This is a genomic window from Haloarcula pelagica (genome assembly GCF_030127105.1).
In the GTDB taxonomy this organism is placed as follows: domain Archaea; phylum Halobacteriota; class Halobacteria; order Halobacteriales; family Haloarculaceae; genus Haloarcula; species Haloarcula pelagica.
In genome coordinates this window covers 89,061-105,007 of record NZ_CP126163.1, presented here as the reverse complement: position 1 = coordinate 105,007, position 15,947 = coordinate 89,061, and the positions used below count along the sequence as shown (strand labels likewise).

18 protein-coding genes are annotated in these 15,947 nt (G+C 53.5%); 8 read left to right on the top strand and 10 right to left on the bottom strand.

Annotation, left to right across the window (positions count from 1 at the left end; genetic code table 11):
- Nucleotides 1-186: 186 nt before the first annotated feature.
- The 5 genes from P1L40_RS21645 to P1L40_RS21625 all read right to left on the bottom strand — a co-directional run bounded on the left by P1L40_RS21645 (nt 187) and on the right by P1L40_RS21625 (nt 4,765).
- The gene (locus P1L40_RS21645; protein ID WP_284011733.1) at nt 187-648 is read right to left on the bottom strand and encodes a protein-tyrosine phosphatase family protein; all 462 of its coding nucleotides are present in this window, start codon (nt 646-648) and stop codon (nt 187-189) included.
- A complete protein-coding gene (locus P1L40_RS21640) occupies nt 614-1,228 on the bottom strand; it encodes an SIMPL domain-containing protein (protein ID WP_284011732.1) in 615 nt (204 codons plus the stop codon). Before P1L40_RS21640 ends, P1L40_RS21645 begins: the two co-directional genes overlap by 35 nt.
- Before the next feature lie 864 nt (nt 1,229-2,092).
- A complete protein-coding gene (locus tag P1L40_RS21635; RefSeq protein WP_284011731.1) occupies nt 2,093-3,118 on the bottom strand; it encodes a uracil-DNA glycosylase family protein in 1,026 nt (341 codons plus the stop codon).
- A gap of 75 nt (nt 3,119-3,193) precedes the next feature.
- Nucleotides 3,194-4,132, bottom strand: coding sequence for a hypothetical protein (locus P1L40_RS21630; RefSeq protein ID WP_284011730.1), 939 nt, complete (start codon nt 4,130-4,132; stop codon nt 3,194-3,196).
- Nucleotides 4,133-4,402: 270 nt separating this feature from the next.
- Nucleotides 4,403-4,765, bottom strand: a complete 363-nt coding sequence (locus tag P1L40_RS21625; RefSeq protein ID WP_284011729.1) for a hypothetical protein — start codon at nt 4,763-4,765, stop codon at nt 4,403-4,405.
- Nucleotides 4,766-5,109: 344 nt separating this feature from the next.
- On the opposite strand from P1L40_RS21625, the gene P1L40_RS21620 reads away from it, so the two are divergent.
- The 6 genes from P1L40_RS21620 (at nt 5,110) to P1L40_RS21595 (ending at nt 10,792) form a co-directional block, all read left to right on the top strand.
- Nucleotides 5,110-5,508, top strand: a complete 399-nt coding sequence (locus P1L40_RS21620) for a hypothetical protein (RefSeq protein ID WP_284011728.1) — start codon at nt 5,110-5,112, stop codon at nt 5,506-5,508.
- A gap of 123 nt (nt 5,509-5,631) precedes the next feature.
- Nucleotides 5,632-6,444 carry a uracil-DNA glycosylase family protein gene (locus tag P1L40_RS21615; RefSeq protein ID WP_284011727.1) on the top strand — a complete coding sequence of 271 codons (813 nt, stop codon included), beginning with the start codon at nt 5,632-5,634 and terminating at the stop codon, nt 6,442-6,444.
- Nucleotides 6,445-7,144: 700 nt separating this feature from the next.
- Nucleotides 7,145-8,302 (top strand): hypothetical protein, encoded by a 1,158-nt coding sequence (locus P1L40_RS21610; RefSeq protein WP_284011726.1) that lies wholly within the window; start codon nt 7,145-7,147, stop codon nt 8,300-8,302.
- 2 nt (nt 8,303-8,304) lie between these two features.
- A complete protein-coding gene (locus P1L40_RS21605) occupies nt 8,305-9,231 on the top strand; it encodes a hypothetical protein (protein ID WP_284011725.1) in 927 nt (308 codons plus the stop codon).
- Nucleotides 9,232-9,335: 104 nt separating this feature from the next.
- Nucleotides 9,336-9,563: a hypothetical protein gene (locus P1L40_RS21600; protein ID WP_284011724.1), complete on the top strand. Its 228-nt coding sequence runs from the start codon at nt 9,336-9,338 to the stop codon at nt 9,561-9,563.
- Between the two features lie 83 nt (nt 9,564-9,646).
- Entirely contained in the window at nt 9,647-10,792 is a 1,146-nt protein-coding gene (locus P1L40_RS21595) for a DUF4238 domain-containing protein (protein WP_284011723.1), read from the top strand.
- Between the two features lie 5 nt (nt 10,793-10,797).
- Here P1L40_RS21595 and P1L40_RS21590 read toward each other — a convergent pair whose 3' ends face one another.
- Both P1L40_RS21590 and P1L40_RS21585 read right to left on the bottom strand, forming a co-directional pair.
- The gene (locus tag P1L40_RS21590; RefSeq protein ID WP_284011722.1) at nt 10,798-11,358 is read right to left on the bottom strand and encodes a ribbon-helix-helix domain-containing protein; all 561 of its coding nucleotides are present in this window, start codon (nt 11,356-11,358) and stop codon (nt 10,798-10,800) included.
- A gap of 198 nt (nt 11,359-11,556) precedes the next feature.
- On the bottom strand, nt 11,557-12,120 hold the full coding sequence (locus P1L40_RS21585; RefSeq protein WP_284011721.1) for an RAD23 family protein: 564 nt from the start codon (nt 12,118-12,120) through the stop codon (nt 11,557-11,559).
- Nucleotides 12,121-12,420: 300 nt separating this feature from the next.
- Here P1L40_RS21585 and P1L40_RS21580 point away from each other — a divergent pair, with 300 nt between their 5' ends.
- Nucleotides 12,421-13,317, top strand: coding sequence for a hypothetical protein (locus P1L40_RS21580; RefSeq protein WP_284011720.1), 897 nt, complete (start codon nt 12,421-12,423; stop codon nt 13,315-13,317).
- Nucleotides 13,318-13,417: 100 nt separating this feature from the next.
- Here the strand turns inward: P1L40_RS21580 and P1L40_RS21575 are convergent, their stop codons facing one another.
- The 3 genes from P1L40_RS21575 to P1L40_RS21565 all read right to left on the bottom strand — a co-directional run bounded on the left by P1L40_RS21575 (nt 13,418) and on the right by P1L40_RS21565 (nt 14,548).
- Nucleotides 13,418-13,597 carry a hypothetical protein gene (locus P1L40_RS21575; RefSeq protein WP_284011719.1) on the bottom strand — a complete coding sequence of 60 codons (180 nt, stop codon included), beginning with the start codon at nt 13,595-13,597 and terminating at the stop codon, nt 13,418-13,420.
- A complete protein-coding gene (locus P1L40_RS21570) occupies nt 13,594-13,932 on the bottom strand; it encodes a hypothetical protein (protein WP_284011718.1) in 339 nt (112 codons plus the stop codon). The genes P1L40_RS21575 and P1L40_RS21570 overlap by 4 nt, the downstream gene beginning before the upstream one ends.
- A gap of 370 nt (nt 13,933-14,302) precedes the next feature.
- The gene (locus P1L40_RS21565) at nt 14,303-14,548 is read right to left on the bottom strand and encodes a winged helix-turn-helix transcriptional regulator (protein ID WP_284011717.1); all 246 of its coding nucleotides are present in this window, start codon (nt 14,546-14,548) and stop codon (nt 14,303-14,305) included.
- A 400-nt stretch (nt 14,549-14,948) separates the two neighbouring features.
- Between P1L40_RS21565 and P1L40_RS21560 the strand changes: the two genes are divergently transcribed.
- Complete coding sequence (locus tag P1L40_RS21560) at nt 14,949-15,269, top strand: PadR family transcriptional regulator (RefSeq protein WP_284011716.1); 321 nt, start codon at nt 14,949-14,951, stop codon at nt 15,267-15,269.
- Nucleotides 15,270-15,947: the final 678 nt, after the last annotated feature.

Genomic DNA, 15,947 nt, shown 5'->3' with positions numbered 1-15,947 from the left:
TCAATTAAATCTAACGTGGTCACAGGAGATGACGTCCTCAATCGACGTCGATGACGAGAAAAAGGGTCACGTCCAGACCGTGCGCGATTGGGAAAGTCCTGCATCTGAGTCCGTGATGCTGCCCAGAGGAATACTGCAGATACGCGCTTGAGAGTCCCACGAATGCAACAGAGTGTGTGGGCCCGGTCACTCCTCCGTGACTGCGACCGCGTGGCGGGCCAACGCATCGTGGGGGTCGGCTTCCGGCCGCCGTTCGAGAACCTGGGTGAACGAGTCGTCAAGTGTCTTCTCCGAGCGGCAGGTAATCGCCGTCGCAGCGACTGCCGGACTGCAGGACGCACCAGCCGAACAGTGAACTAGAACACGGTCGCCGGCGTCGAGATGGGTGAGGACGATCCGCACAGCCTCGGCAAACGTCTCAGGGTCGTTCTGTGGCCCATCCATCATCGGGACGCTTTCGACCGTCACATCGGATAGAAACCCACTGCGTGGTTCCCCGTGTGTCAACGAGACGACGGTCGCGATGTTGTGCTCCTGAAGTAACGTCTCGTCACTGGCATCCTCGGTCGTCCCCGACGAACAACTCAGCTGCAACCCCGTCCATGGGGGTAACTCACCGTTCGGTGCAGTCGTACACGACTTCGACACGTTCAGCGACAGTCACCGGCGCCGGATGGACGTCTGTGTCGGGAGTCGAGGCCAGTGCCTCGTCAACGATGCTCTCGAACCCAGAGCTCACGTCTTTCGTCGTCGCCTCGTCCATCGCTGTCACGGTGAGGCCCTCGGCAGCTGCGATCCGTTCGGCTTTCTCGCGAGCGTGGTCCATCGCTGTTTCGAGGGCGTCGGCTTGGAGGCTGCGCCGGGTGGCCTCGCGGAGCTGAAACTGGACGGTCTGTACCTGGCCGCCGCCGCTCGCCACGTCCAGTACAACGGACTCGGCGCGGTCCGGCGCACATTCGATCTGGAACCGCTCGGTCGCTTCGAACGGCGCATCAGTATCGGGGTCGAACGCATCGGTCGTATCTTGCACCTGCATCTCGACAGTCGTGACCTGCTCGGGTGCGACTGTGGTGATCGACTCCTGCAGCGTGGCCGCTCGATCTTCGACGACGGCACGCGCATCTCTTGCAGTGTCACCTGGACCGGTTACGTAGGCTTCTACGATCGCGACGTCCGGGACTGCCCCAGCTCGGCCAACGGCGTCGACGGTCACTGTTGGCGATTGCATACTCGGTCCGATCGGCCCTGAGTGTATCAATTTTTGTCAGACGTTCTGGTACTATGCAGCCGTCGATTTAGTGTGGAAGTCTCTCCCTTGTAGTTGATAGTCAGTCTGGCATTCGCTCTAATGGAAGGACTTCCTTCGTTGTCCATGGCGTGGCACCGCTTTCTAACCAACAAAACTTCAAATGAAGGGTGGGCAGCGGGGCAGAAGGATTCTCATAGCGTGACTGTGGGGGTAGCGTTATCCTTTCCTCTATAGTGATTAGCGAGTCCAACGGTCAAGCGGAGACAATGAGGGAGGAAGATGTGTGTTTTGACTCTCACTCGGCCTCGGACCTGGGGACCCGAGGCTGAGGTCCTTACAGACACCGATCGCTGTTTCAACCTCTGAACGGTACGAATACGTCTCTTCGAGCCGTTTCTGCCAGAGACGTACCATGTCGCTGTGCTCTTTGATCCGTTCCTCAACGCGGTAGTCGATATCGAGCGGATCGTTCGTGTTCCGTGAGTCGTACGGAGCAATCGGAACGACCGCCTGCACCACTAGGTGGTCGTGCCACTCCTGCATGTCAAACTCGGAGTCACCCACCATCCACCACGGATTTCGGCGGGGAGCCTGTCACGGAGAGGCGAACATATCGAATTCGTAGAGAAACGCGAACTCAAGAGGCTCCAACAGCGCCAGTGTCTCGGCAGCCATGACATTAGAGAACTCGTCGACAGAAGCTCTTGGTCACAGTTTCCATTCCCTGCGTCCTCATGTGTGACGCTTTCTATGACGCCCTCATGAGCACAGCAGTCACTCACTGGTCGTAGCGAAGTTCAGGGTATGTGAAATCACAATCGATGCATTGAGAGAAAATAAACCTCACACGCCTTCAGAAACACTCAGACTAGATTTTATCTGATCACTAAGTATTTGTAAATGTTTTTCTACATTAGTTCCGTTTGATTCACCACTATCCGATTTTACACGTCTATTGTATATTTCGTTTTTCTTTGAAATCCAATAGTTATTTGCTCTTGAAAGATGAACTGATGGTATTATTTCCCCGTCAAAATGGGCTGTAGTGTATCTATGTAACGCAGCTTCACTGATGTCATTCAGGTCTGACTTGGGTTCATATAGGTCATATACGGCTTCCCATGCCTTTTCGCCGAGAGGGACAATCACATCTGGATTGACAGCCGATAGCTCTGCACCGAGCACAGGAAGCCAAAATTCCCGACTTATTATTTCAGCGAACTCACCTGCCCCAGATTCGATATCATCTGGCATCCCTACGTTTGTCCAGCGATCCGATTTGAGATTGTGGTTCAAATCATCAGATAGTAACTTATCTACAGTGTTCGAATCCAGTCTATTTTTCAATTCGGTGACTCCGATTTTACTATCTCCATTCTTTATGAACTCACCATCTTTCATGAAGTTAGTATAGTATATTTCCCCGTCCCACAGTTCTCCATCGGTAACATGATCTACATTTTCGTATAGCGATTTACTTTGGCCCCGTTGCGCTTCCCATTCATTCTTTTGTTCTTTAAAATTGGACTCGTAAGGGCTGTCATCCGATGTTTCCCATCGACTCTTATTTTTGCATGGTCCAGCAAGGCTCTCCCGATACCTAGCCGTATCCACACAGCCGTTCCAAGGTTCAGTCACGTTGTGGCCTGGTCCGGTAGCTACGAACGCTACTGAGCTGTCAAGGTTACCTAACCCAAACAGTGGATAATAGAATTGGTTCGGGTCCTTGAGGATCCACTCTTGATCCTCTAACCACTTGTCTTCGATTATCGGGGACTCAATCTGAGCAAAATCGAAATCAGTCCAATTGAGTTGACTATTATCAGAGTTCCAACTCTCCCACAGTGTCTGATGAAAATCTATTACCATCCAAATGGGATTATACATGAAGCATCATAAGTCCTCATGTATAATTCTGGCGACGCTTTGTGAGGTACTGAGTGTTTAGATATTTGTTTCCGGTTCAATTATCGACTTTATATTGTCAACCTCAGTCACAACGGAACCCAAATCGACCTTCTCAGGGTCACGGACGGAAATCAACATAAACAACACTGCTGCGGCGACCCGGAATTCCCTGCTACCATTGCCAGCATATTCAGTAATCGCATCGCGGACTGGTTCCCATACTCCGTGTGGTTTGCGTTCTTCGATGTGAACTCTCGGGTTGTCCAGTGACCCGGATAGAAGTTCGAGAGAGGTGAAAGTCACGTCACCGTTTAATCCCGGCTCTGGGACCATGTCAGGAGAAACGACAGTAGCGATGGCAAGAGCAGCAATTTGACCCCATTCTTGTTGTTTGATGAGGGATGCGATATCTTGTGATTCGTCGAAAATTGATACTGATTCAGTCGCTTCGATCAACGCCAACGCTTCAACAGCATGCCCCCTCCGTGCCCGTGTGATTCTATCCGGTATCGATGCTGTGCCCCGGCTGTGGACTTGTCGCTGATTCGGATCTACGACAAGCATCTGACGGAACCGGTTGACGAATGAACTGAGTGAAATATCACCCGTTAACTTGAGTATAATCAATCCATTCGTCGCAAGCAACTGTCGTCGAGAGGTAGCTCTGTCAAGTACTAAAGCAAGTTCCGATACAAGCGACTCTGTATCAACCACATCAGCAGCAGCCAGTTTGGCGAGTGCTTCAACCGCTGGCACTGATGGTTCAATCCGCGGGTTGCCACCCATTCGATACAGCATGTCAACGGTGGGACGAATGACCTCAGGATATTTCGAAGCGTACGCTCCCATATATACTGCCATTTCTGTGTACTGGTAGCTGAGGCCTTCATCGACATTATTTTGCCAAAGGAGGCGACCCGGTGATTTGGATCTCGCTGGCGCAGATTCATCATACTCCCAGAGCCAGTACGCCATGGCCCCAATCAGATGTGGTTCTAGCCGAGAATCACATCCAACGAGCTCTTGGAACGCAGACGGAATCCATCCTTCCAGATCTCCGTATTCTACCAACCCCCAGAATGGAGACCAACTCATCGATATTTCCCGACAATTTGACACTGGACTATTCCCACCGTACTGCAATGGAGCAATTCTCCTAGCCAATGGTCAGATGTATGCTGCTTTTTCATATCCACTTGTTCCGTTCAATCGTGACTCAGTATCTATTCGCCGCCGAGAGGGATCTCAGCACGCATTATTCTCTGTCCACGTCCGAAGCGTGGCCACATCCCCGCCGCGGGGATCGGAGAACGTCCAGGGCGGATCCGACGGGTCCGGAGCGGAGACAACCCGCAGGAGATCGATCCCAAGGATTCCAGCGATCTCACGTGGTCCCAGTGTCGAATAGTCACGAGCGATCGCGGCGAACCGACCCACATCGTCCCAGGAATCGGTCTTGGTCTCGTCGAGGAACATCAGAATCACCATGTCCAAGGCCGTAGCGCTCTCGTCCGGCGTGGTTGCATAGCAGTATCGCTCGCCATCGACGGACAGTTCCCAGCATACAGTGGCGTCGTCGGTCTGGGTCGAAGAAGTCGGGCTCGACATGGAGTTCATTCTGATGGAAACACCACAGAAGAGGGTACCGGTTTAGCAGGTTTTAACAGTGTTCTTAAGTATATGATTTAATAAAACTCTACAAAATTGAAAACCACCTAAACCGCTGGTAGTATATACAGCGATTTCCAACTTCCATTCAGCATCGGGTCTATCCAGTGGCCCAATTTTACCGCGATCTTTCTGATATAAATTCTGATAGTTTCGCAGTTAACCGAGGGACTGCAGTAGGACGAACTATTCTGCTAAATAAAACGGAGTTTTTAAATAATCGATACTCCGTGGGTGGTGGTCCTGTGGGTTCTGACGATTCCAACTCCGAGAGACGCTTCACTGTGCAAACGACATCGCTCCCCGACTCGCCGGGGCGGGTGCTGCTTCGGGAATCGTTCGATCGGCTGTCCGACGAGGACGTTGGGGGAGTCGTGTTGGCACTGGTTCGTGACTGCCCGGCGATCGGCGTCCCGGTCTGGAATGCGGAGGTCGTGGTCGGCGAGTATATCGATCTGAAGCTGCCGTCGAAGACGCTGCGGATCCTGCCGTACTGCCGTGGGTTCGGCGAGGTATCGTGGGAACGGATTCAGGAAGATGCCAGCGCACTGCCCGCGGGTCCCGAGTGGTTGATCGTGACGACACGGCCGCTGTCCGAGCGGGCCAAGGTCGAGATCGATGAGTGTGTCTATCGGGATCGGATGCATTATATCAAAATCGCACGAGAGATGGAATGGATGTAAGAGTCGGAATTGCATTAATATTATAATTAAAACTAACTGAATCATTTTCATTATGTTATGCGGAAAATCTAGACATGGAACCAACAGTAAATATAATTATTAGCAGGTAGTTTATTAAGGGGGATGCCTCGACCTGGTAAGATTGAAGAGATTTATTCAAGCTGGAATCCGCAAGATGGTGGCTTTCAAGAACACTGTAAAGACTGTCCAATCCGGGATGAAAGGGGTTGTCGGTCTCCCTTCTTCGGGTCCGGCACATTTGATCAGAACGGCGAGGTTGATGTCATGTTGATTGGGGAGTCGCCAGGCACAGCCTCACAGAATGATGGCCCCTTCGGAGGACACTCGAATAAAAAAGACTTCGATAAGTCATGGGAAAACAATATAGCATCATCATTTAATGGAAACAGCCCACACTTACACCCATTCACTGAAGCACTCCAGCAAAAATACGATGTTTACTATACAAATTTATTGAAATGTAATAAATTAGCAACTCCAAACAAAGGGGATTCGTGGTTGCCTGCTAAAATTATCGATGAACAAGAAGGAGATATATCCAGCGTGAGTCAACTAAACAAAGTTGGTAAACAACAGTGTGAAAATTATCTAATTTCTGAATTGATTAGATTACAGCCCTCAGCTATTGTTCCATTTGGCGGAGAGAAGATGGTCAGTGAAGTATATGATCTACTCGGTATGTCTGTGCCCAAATTAAAATCGTCTATCAACGCTAGAAAAGTGTTTGACATTGAATTTGATGATAACCAGATTTCCGGAGTTTATTCTGGGAAACTAATACCATCATACCACTTCTCCGAGAATCGGTTCCTGAATAGAATAAGGCATGTTGACGCCGTCGAATCCGAATCAGTTACCGAAGCACGAGAAGAGTATTGGAGCGTCATTCTTGAGATGGTCGAAAAGGCTGTATAGTCCTATTTTAAATTTGAGAAACCGACCTATTTGTTACATCCAGGCGACCGCGGAGACGGTCGCGATCGCGAGGATGCCATGCTGGTCGGTGTTCATCGGACGACTCCGTCGGGTGGGGTGTCAGTCGTGTGCATAGCTGTCGCTGGCGGCCACCGATTGCCCGGCACCGATAAACACACAGGCGCCCGGTGTGAACGGGCGTGTGTCCGTCGGCAGCCGGCACACCCCGGTGGCCGATGGGTGTTCCTGGTGTCCGCCTGTGGCGTTGGTCAGGCACGGCGGACACTGGTTCGACGCTCGCGAGCGATAGCGATGACTCTCGACGGCGTGGTCCGGCGAGGACAGGGCGCTGGCGGGCAACAGCCCGCCGCTCGCGGGGAGTGTCTGTATCGGAGGTAAGTAGACTACATAAAAAGTGTTAGCCCACTTCCGGTCCTAATTTGGACCTGTGACTGTGCTTTGTCGGTCTCGTTTTCGCTGGTGAATACGAGCTGATCCCCTTCTTTATTCCGCTCACTTCGAGGCTACGCAGAACGAACCTGGTCCCCTTCGAAATAGCCTGTAAGTTGGGCGTTCTCCCGAGGTAGTGTCAGCAGTATATGAAAAAATTTGTTATCAATTTAGTGTCCATGTGTAAGACAGAATCGCAGGATAGAATCGGCCCGGCCCCGATTCGAACAACACGGAGTCTCATTCCAGAATGGATCTCTCCATATCAGACATCGAGGACAAAACAACGCGGGAGGTCCTCCACGAGCTCATCCAGTACGTCATTACAACCGACGAAGAGATGGCAGCAAAGGATACACGTAGCGGGGGCCGGACGGATCTAAATATCTATTTGTGCGACAACCAGGGCTACGAAATCGGCGACTTAGAGACGTGGATCACACGTCTGGCAGAGGGTGATCATATCACCAGCTACGCCGAGAGCTACGTCGCCGAGCATACTTTTTCGGAAACGACTGCTGACGACGACATCTCGCTGGTCACCATCAAGACACCGGCCAAGAACCGCGAAGACGAATTTGTCTTCGTGACCACCAACGGCTACTTGTGGGTGCTGACGACCGTCCACAGCGACTGGCGAAAGAAGACCATCGAGAACCTGCTCGAGTATCTGCCGTGTGTCGAGCGACTCTATCTCTCCGCCGAAGACTTGGAGGAACTGACTGGGCGAGTACAGGACTCGCGAGTCTCTGGATTCACCGCAAAGTACCACGCCCCGAATCGGGATCGGGATGCGACGCTGATGTTCTCGGGCGCCGAGGAAGACGATCTTCAGACGGCCGAAGAGGCCTTCGATGCCAAACCGACACGCATCGAGTTCGACCAGACGAACTCACCGGCGACCGCGATCCAGGGGTCGAACACCAACGAGGGTCGGTTGACGATGCGATCCGTGCGTAAGGGCTCGGAGGCCAAAGCGGTGGAAACACTGCTCGGTCTCACCGAAGGCTACCAGGAGCTCGATCGGCAGAGCTTCGAGGTCAAGCATCCACCGGAGCGCCACGAGTTGGATTCCGGTTTCACAGTCGATGGGTTCACCGCAGTCGAGCTGACGAATCCCGATCGCGACGAAGCGACAACGGAGGAACTCATCACTGACCTCGAGGAGAACGTCCTGAATAGCAACCAGTACCGCTATGGGGTCCGTGATCTGGGCAGCAAGCTTCGCGTCTACGACACCAACCACCAGGAGACGTTCGATGTAGCTCTGGAACCGCCGGACCTGATCCTCTATGCCCGTGAGTCGACGACCGCGCTCTCGCTACGGGACTTCGTTCGTGATGTCTACGACAATCTCGACTCGACCTACTCACTGAGCAAGTCGGCGAATCCGGTGGCAATACAGTAACCATGGACGAGGTGACGGAGGGAGTCCGACAACGGCGGGAAGTCAACGCGTACAACCTGTTCTATTCGACCGTCACCGATCGAGCACAGCCGGCCTTGCATACTCATGGCGTTCGGATTCCCATGTTCTTCCCGGTCATCGAAGACCGCACTGCAGACGTAACTGCCGAACCGGACTTCGTCCTCTACGACGGCGAAACGTGTGTTCTCGCCGAGATCAAGAGCGGGAACAACATCGAAGGTCGGGATATCAAGCAGATGCGAAAGTGTGATGCCGTCGATATCGAGACGGCCGAGGCAGCATTGAAAGACGCCCAGGTACGCGAGCGGTTGGGATACACAGGAACAGTAACTGCCGTTGAGCCGGTCATCGTCTATCAGGATCTGGATGAAGGTTATATCGAGGAGGCCGCCGAGGAGTCGACTCAGTTTCGGGACCGGGTCGAAGAGTTGACCAACTACGCCGTCTTGCTGACACAGGACTACGGTGGACAGCTCCGACCCTTGCGGGGCGAGTTCAACGAGTCGGGGAATCTCCAGTCACTGCTTCGCCGTGGTGTGGAGTTGCCACAGAACCCGCCGGACCAGATCATGCTCACCGAGGGGATGGAACACGAGATCCTCGCGATCGCCATCGCCGACGTATGGGGCGAGAAGGCACTGGATCACGACGACGGCGCCGAGGTGAGTCGGACAGCAGTTCGGGACTACTTCTCGCCACAGCATAACGTCCAACCCTCAGATCTGGATCTGGTGTTCGAGTTCCTCGTCGAGATCGGTGCTTGTGAGCAGGTCGAGAACCATACCTATCGGTTCACTAGGGACCGCTACGATGCGGTGCTCGATGTCGAGCCGCAGGTGATGTCCGAATCAGTCGAGGACTACCTGCACGGGTCTGAGCAGACGTCGTTGACGGACGAGTTTGAATGAAGATCTTGATTCTGGAAAGTGTGGTCGGGTCCGGATCCCGTAAAAATACAGGGGTTTATGCGGTAGAAGGCTTATTACGTTCGAATTCGTGAAGTTCAGAACATATGGAGGAAGGCGAGATCCAGTTTTATGAGACTAGTACTGACATCAAAGATAAGACTTCAGAAGTCTTAGTTGAAAGTGCAGTAACAGGAATCGGTACAGGTGACCCTTTTACAGAACTGGCAGTCAACACTGCTCAGTTTGCTTACGAGGAGTGGGGACAAGATAGCTTCTACCACTGGGGTCCGCTGGACTCAACGGCCGATAAAGATGAGACGACGTATATCTAACCGGAATGTAGATAAATAAATAGTTTTGAATGTCGGTGCTTATCGAATTGACTAAATAGATTTTGGAATGATTATTAGCTAGAGTGGTCGAATACCGCAACCAACACTACGTTCCTGAATTTTTACTTGAGGGGTGGGCTACAGAGGGTCGAGTCGTTACGCTACACTTCGAATCCGGGCACGAGGAACCCTCTCAATCGATCTCAGACATTTGTTCGAGGAATTATCTGTATACACTGCCGCATGACACTGCTTTGGAAGAGGAACTCGGAAACTTAGAGGGGCGGCAAGCGGTTCCGATCAAAACCTTGCGCAAAGGCGGTACTCCGGAAGATTTGTCCACCCAAGACATGCAGGCACTCTGTTCGTTCATTTTCACTCAACGGCTGCGGACCCGTGTCTATCGAGGAGAGTTGCTTGAGAGTGGCGATCAGGTGTACGATATTCCGCTTCGGAGGGATTTCGAATCGTTGCTGGATCGCACAAGTTCTCTCAGTCTTGATGAGAAAACATACAGTGCCGTCCGAGATGGTAAAATCAAGGCCATGGCAAGAGAGCTGCAGAATTATTTGATGATGCACGGCTTCCTAGGATTGGTACTCCGCGATCTCGATATCGTGCTGGCGGTGAACAAGACCGAAGAGCAGTTTGTTTGTAGTGATGCGCCCGTCGTGTTTGACAACATTCGATTCAAACACGAAAGGGAGCAGTATTACCCTGGAGCAGCGAATCGTGGCTTCCTTGCTTACTGCCCAATTTCTCCAAATAAGTATCTTATACTGTATGATCCATTTGTCTATGAGTTTGAGTACGATACCGAGCGTCGGATTCAGATTACCGACGTGAGCACAGCGCAACTGCTGAACCAGATGCAGGTTATGAATGCTGGAGATATCGCTGTGTACGCCTCCACTCCTTTCCGTGAGAAGCTGTTGGAAATGGATGAGCGAGCCCAGGATTTCAGACGATATGAGACAATTCCGAAGCAAATTGAAACCTCTTTTGAACGTATCGAGTACGAAATCCCACCGAGTCAACCACTACCTGATTCGGAGAATCCATTCCAGATGATGCATGTGAATCAGGGGATATCCTTCTCGAAGAGACGGAGCCCGAAATTGAGCAAGGCCTCGGAGAAGATCGTGCATGAGCTACTGGATGATTCAGAGTCGACTGCTGGGGCGGCAATCCGTGCGATTGGAATTGCTCTTGAGCAATTTGGGCAGTAAGAGCCCTATTCAGAGCCGGTGAGCAATTCTTCCATCGTAGGCTCGCCTACTACTTGATCATGAGTTACACTAGCCATTTCAAGCAACGTGTTAAGAAGGTCTACGCGAGACAGACTAACTGGACTGAATTGCTTCTCCAACCGGACACAGCGGGACCATAGATCTGCTTGGTCGGCGTCTTCGATATACATAGAATACCCTGGCGCTTCAACGAACTCGCCTTTTCCCTCGTCTGGGACGAAGGCCATTGGAATATCTATACTTGCGGTGATCGGGGTCCACTGAAACCCCTGCATGAGGTATAGGGGAATATCAAAGGCCGACAAGAGCATATCCAGGCTCCGGTCAGTGATCCGCTCGCCGCTTTCTTGATCATAGCTAATCGCCGGGGTAGTGTTCGTAGCTTCGAGTTCGAGATGATCGTCCTGTGAGATCCAGGACTGGATCTTTTCACCAGAGGGGCGTTTCTCCAACCGATTAACCTCTTCACGGGTTGCTGCTCGGACCAGCTCTGCAGCAGTCGAATACCCCCCTTCCTCAGCAACGGCTTCGACTCGTTCGGTCAACTGATCTGGCAATCTTGGTCTCATTACGTCCAACTAGAGTACCGTATTGGATCCATATAAATACTGGTGCTATCAGATCAGGGCAGATGGCCGGAGAATCGTTGAACGGTGGGTGAGTGTTACTAGCTTGAACAGTCGTCAGTCTCAGACCCGCCGCATCGTCGCACGACCTCCCGCCCAGTCACTCGCAACAAGTCCCTACTGACAGCCAACAACGACAGTCCCATCGGTCGCCCGAATCCGCTCGTCGCGATCGTCCAGCGGCACCCGCACCACACGTGTCTCGGTGACGACGTAGCCGACGTCCAGCCAGTGATCACCATGGATGCCCGAGGCGTAGTGTGTGGCCCCGAAATCGCTCAGCCGGAGCAGATACCCGCGCATCGTGTGGTTCACGCGCCGGATCTCCACGCTGGCGGTGACTTTCGTCAGCGTTTGCTCGTCGTCACCGGCGGCGCCGGCGATCAGTTCGTTCCGGAAGAACGCCGTCTCGAAGGCCCGTGTCCAGTTCACCACACTCGAGCGAGTCACCGTATCCGGTGGCGCCGGGTAGGTCGAAGGAGCGACCTCGTCGACACGATCGGGGCGTGGGACGGCAGCCGTCCCACACGCCGCGGGGGCGGGCAGCGATTCCACCGGCGCTGGCGTTGCCGTGGGCGTCGGCTCGTCTGCGCTGGGTGATGGAGGGTTGGCGGGACCGCTACAGCCCGCGAATAGGACGGTCGTTGCGAGGACAGCAGTGAGGAGGGCTCGGGTGTGCATGGCTGTCTGGTCGTTCTGTCAGCAGGTCCGGATAATAGTTTTCTGGAGGGTCAAAACGGCGGTAGAGTTGGTTCTGGCCTCGTAACAGGGGAATATTAGTAGTCTGTCAGATGGGGTCTGGCCGATACAGTGGTTCTAGTCAGCTCAGTGGCTCGATTCCATTCAATTATCCCCCTGAAGGGTTGCTAAGTCAGCCATCGCATCGATCGATACTCTGAGACTCATGGTGCAGGCTCCACAACCCCCTGATCTCTCTACATCAAAATTAAATCAATGATAAACAAACACATCTTATAGCCGATGCAACCTGAAGACCAAGCAAACTTCCCCAAATTCAGCAAATCTGCATCAATGCTGTTCAGAAGTGCAGAATTCGAAACTCTGGACAGCTACGAAGAAAACCTAGAACGATACAGAGAGAAAGATTTCTCCTACGTACCCATCCCTGAAGCTGACAAATACTACAATTTGAACACGGAATCACTCGAAGACCTCCATGAAAACCAGTACGTCGAAAAGCACCTTAGCGTCCGAAAACTGTTCGATCTCCTATCCACGTACCCTTTCCTCCTCCACGATCGCCTATCAGGACTTGAGGCATACGTTGACGACGACGGGGAATACTATTTTAAGAGCGAAAATCCGCCAGAAGACGCAGTCAAGAAGGATCTTGAAGAATTGGAAGAACAGCACTCAGAGATTGTGGCCGAAATCGCTAAGACCCGTTACTGGTTCGTTGACCTTGCTGACCTCAACCGTCGAGAAATCCGAGAGGCCCTGTACCCTGTGGTAGCAGAACTTGAGTCAAAGATAGCGGACGCAATCAGGGAAGATGTTGACGAACCTGAAGACTTATACCATAACGCCCCAGACCACGTCGTTGGTCGACGAGAGAAAGACAAACTTAGAGATGTAGGGCTTCACACAGCTGAATACATGAATCTTGGCGACATGATCGGATTGTTAAAAGGCCGTCAACATCTTTGGGGGGCGTTCGGGTTTGATGATGCTGATGAAGTAGAGGACCGTCTCGGAAGTCTCAATCAGCTCCGGAACAGCGTGATGCACTCAAACCGGACACTGATCCAAAGCCAGAACGACGTCGAAAAAACACTAGAACGAGTGAACGACGCTCAACGGATCATCATGGAATCCCGGGGTGGCTCCCTTGAGAATCTTCGTGTAATGTGGGAATAATAGACCACTTATATCAATTGATTGAACTCGGGTATTGCCTACTCTCACCATCAATTAAGTTGAGAAATAAAAACGCGTGTTCCGAAGCTCTTTGCCTGACTCAAATCCGCCGCATCGTCGTCACGACCTCCCGCCCGGTCACCCGCCACTTGCACCCGTTCCAGACCGATTCAACCCGCTCGAAACTCCCGTCGGATCGCGGCTCGAACTCGATCTTCCGCTTGGGGCCACGCACCGGTTCCCACACGAACCCCTTCGCATCGGCGATGGACTGGGTCATCCGTCCACCTCACGAACGAGCTGCCCGACCAGCGACTCGTCGAGTCGAACCTCGGACCAGCCACCACAGTCAGCTGCCCACGCCTCGATCCACGCTCGCGGCGTGGTCGCGTCGTATGGCTCTCCGTCATACGTCACAGGTTCGAGCACGCCTGCCGCAGCGAGCGCGTCGAGATCGTGGACTTCCAGGACCTCGCTACCGTCGCAGATGAACACGCGGTGATCAGCCACGGCGCCAGCAAACCGATGCTCGTGTCCGTTGGTGTCGATCCCGATGAGCGCAGTCCCATACGGGAGGCCGGTACGTTCTTGTGAACTGGATTGCGTAGTTGCCATTGGTTCTTGGAACGGAACCACGCGCCTCGGTGTTCCAAGCACCGGGGCGATTTCGTGAGAAACCGGCCAGCGGCGCGTATGTTCCTGTCTCATTCTATGTTACGCAACCACCATAAATTCTTTCCATGCGGAAACTAATATCGGGATGCTGTATGAGTACCACACATGGAAATGAGCAAGTCAGCGATCAGGAGCTCCTAGACACTTTCGAGGAGATTGAGGGCCCATTCGTCACAGCAGGCGAATTAGAGACACACCTCCCGATCAGCCGAACAGCCATCAACAAGAGGCTCAAGCAACTGTGGAATGAGGGCCGTATTCACAGAAAGAAGCCAACCTCGACTATGGTCGGTTGGTGGCGCTGCGAGAGTCAGGACTCTTCGGAAAGATAAGTTCGTCCTTCATCAGTGAGCCACCAGTTGCGAGTTCCCCCAGTCATCTTGCTGTCTAAATATCCCTCGTCCTGCAGTTGCTCTAACCGTTTGTGGACGCCCTGGCGGGACAGACCAACAACTTCGGCCAGCTCTGTAGCGTGCATGAACGGATCCGGGCAGAGAGCGAACTCACGCAGTATCTCCACATCAGAAACTGTCGGCTTCCGGCCCGGATCAGACATTATCTCTGGTGTGGCGACCGACTTAGAAAATATCGGCGGTCTGTTTTAATATACGGACGGTAATTAGTTGTCGTGCGGAAAGTATTAAGTAGACATAGCCGAACATGGGCAGATAGAGCGACGTCCACCCACCGCGGCGTCGCACCGAAGCCATGAGAACGACCACGCCCACTCACGACGAGAGGCATCGCTCGCGACCGCTCCCGTTCACGGTCGAACCCACCAGACAGCGCGGCTCCCGTTCACTCCCGTTCATCTCCCGTTCATCGACCGAGCGGCCCACGAACCACCCACAGCGGCCCACAGACGAGAATCGAACCCCGCAAATGGGCTCCCGTTCACACCGCCGGCTCAGGCTTATCCTAGCCACCGCCGACCCCTCGCTCGTGGGTGAGCACGCATGACGACCTACCACGAACTCACGGGCTTCCAGCGGGATCTGCTGACGGCCATCGCCGGCGTCGCGGACGAGCCCTACGGCCTCGCGCTCAAAGACTACCTCGACGAGCACTATCCCAAGCCGATCAACCACAGTCGGCTCTACCAGAACCTCGACGAGCTGGTCGAGGCCGGGCTCGTCAGCCGAGAGTCCCTGGACGAGCGCACGAACGCCTATCGCCTGACCGACGCTGGCGAGAGCTGCCTCCAGGCTCAGGCCGAAACGCTCGCGAGCGTCTGTGACACCCGCCAGGTCGTCGCCGACGGTGGTGATCGGCAATGAGCTGGCACCGTCGGCACTCGGCAGGACAGAACCGGGACCCGGATGGATGGTGTCAGAGGCATACTGCCACCGAACGGGTGGCGAACCGGGTCCCTGCGCAGTCCTACGTAGGAATCCAGCATAACTACCGCTGTGAGAACCGCTGTCGTATGTCTCTATGCGACAGCTGGCCCCATCGACCCAGGCGACGAGGCCAGTCGTCGCGTGCCTCTGACAATCGTGCCGGACAAAGCGGACCTTGCTACGCCGGCACCATTCCCTACGCTGTCGGTTGTAGATGTAATTGTTGCATCACGATGCTACCAACACACATGCTATTGGATTCGGCTACAGCTGCAAGCCAGAACTGGGGCCCCGGTGCGAGTGTGGCGAGTACTCACGGGGAAGAGAGCGAGGGTATCCAGGGCCCCACGAAACTTCCCACACGGCTGCCTAATAAACGGTGGTCCGATATCAAGCGCTGTACTGCGGTTCTCTCTGGGTCTACTGTGTCTACGACCACGTTCCAGCTCATGCAAAAACGGGGCCCTGGGGCAATTGATGGGTCAATGCTCAGGAGTGAGCACGGGGTCAAACAGGGCCCCACCAACGAGATAGGGCAGAGTCGTGATAAACCGTCGGTCGATATCGAGCGCTGTACTGCGGTTTCCACTCATTCGGGAGGTGGTTCCTGATGGG